Genomic DNA, 1589 nt, shown 5'->3' with positions numbered 1-1589 from the left:
CGTATATACCGAATCAACGCCAAACCCGGCAACAATGAAGTTCATTGTGAACAAGTTGCTGATTAATGGCAGTGCCGATTTTGCTACAAAAGAAAGTGCCGATAAATCACCTTTTGCTAAGGAATTGTATAAATTTTCTTTTGTAAATGGTGTTTTCTTTGCAAGTAACTTTCTTACCATTACCAAAACTGAAGGTAGTGACTGGGCAGATGTTGAACCGATAATGAAGGAGTTTGTAAAGGGTGCGGTTGAATCGGAACTTAAGATACAGTTAGACGAGCAATCCGAAGAAACAAATTTTGAAGGCTCTGAAACAGAAGTTAAAATCCAGCAGATCTTACATGATTACGTTCGCCCGGCTGTTGAGCAGGATGGCGGTGCTATCTCTTACCGTTCATTTAACGAAGGAGTGGTAACTGTTGAGCTGCGTGGTTCATGCAGTGGTTGCCCGTCATCAACCATAACACTTAAAGCCGGTATCGAAAATCTGCTTAAACGTATGGTGCCCGAAGTTACCGAAGTGGTATCAGAAGCATTATAAAATATACACACGAATTGCACTAATTGATTCGAATTTCACGAATTGATCAAACGTACAAATGGCATCAATTTATTCGAACTCAGATGAACTGTGTCTGAATAAATTGGTGCCATTTACATTTGTGAGAATTCGCTCTTATTTGTGCAATTCGTGCGTATGAAATTCGTGTTTACTTAAAGTACTTTTGAATCGCCGTCAGCATCTCCCCTGTTATCTTCCCGTTGGTTGCCAATAACTCCCTTGTCTCCAGCACTTCGCTTCCTCCTTTAAAATTTACTACTTCGCCACCTGCCTGTTTTACAATTACTATACCCGCGGCCACATCCCAGGCATTCAAATTATATTCGTAAAAAGCATCAAACCTACCGCAGGCAGTGTAAACCAGGTCGACAGCTGCAGACCCTATGCGTCTTAGTCCATGGCTGCTTTTCATGAGTTCGGCAAATAATTCAATGTATGCAGCCTGTTTAGTAAAATCATAGTAAGGGAAGCCGGTTGCCAGTAAACTGGTACCGATAGTTGAGTTTTTACTTACGCTGATCTCTTTACCATTTAAATAAGCGGGGGCATCTTTCCAGGCATAAAAACACTCATCCTGGTTTACTTCATATACTACCCCTAACACCAATTCGTCATATTCCTTTAAAGCTATACTTACCGAAAACGTGGGTAATCCATGTATAAAATTGGTTGTTCCATCCAACGGATCAATTATCCAGTTATAACGTTCGCCAACAATGGTTGTGGTTTTTTCTTCAGTAATAAAGCCAGATTCGGGCAAAATCTTCCGTAAACCTTCAACAATTATTCGTTCGGCTGTTTTATCAACGTATGATACCATATCGTTGAGGCCCTTATATTCAATTTTATCAGCATCGAAGGTTTTACGTTCCTGCCTTATAAAGTCGCCCGCCTGTTTGGCAACTTCAATTACTTGGTTCGCTATGTTTGTGAGTGCCATGGTGCCTTAATGATAAGCTAAATGAAAATACCTTGTGGATAAAAAAGCTTGCAAAAAACAAGCTTAAAGCGGCACCAATACGTGCTA

The 1589-nt window shown here is 40.4% G+C and carries 2 protein-coding genes; one reads left to right on the top strand and one right to left on the bottom strand.

Annotated features, from left to right (window positions below):
- Positions 1-541 (top strand): NifU family protein (locus AC1DPZ_RS26855; RefSeq protein WP_477409270.1); only part of this gene is annotated, 541 nt, incomplete at its 5' end.
- A 169-nt stretch (positions 542-710) separates the two neighbouring features.
- Here the strand turns inward: AC1DPZ_RS26855 and AC1DPZ_RS26850 are convergent.
- Entirely contained in the window at positions 711-1502 is a 792-nt protein-coding gene (locus tag AC1DPZ_RS26850) for an inositol monophosphatase family protein (protein ID WP_477409268.1), read from the bottom strand.
- Between the last annotated feature and the right edge of the window lie 87 nt (positions 1503-1589).

It is taken from the genome of Mucilaginibacter sp. P4_G9 (genome assembly GCF_056400985.1).
This window is presented reverse-complemented; position numbering and strand designations above follow the sequence as displayed.

What these genes read in the sequence shown, in the direction of transcription:
- AC1DPZ_RS26850 (WP_477409268.1), bottom strand. Translation starts at nt 1,502, where the DNA reads ATGGCACTCACAAACATAGCGAACCAAGTAATTGAAGTTGCCAAACAG.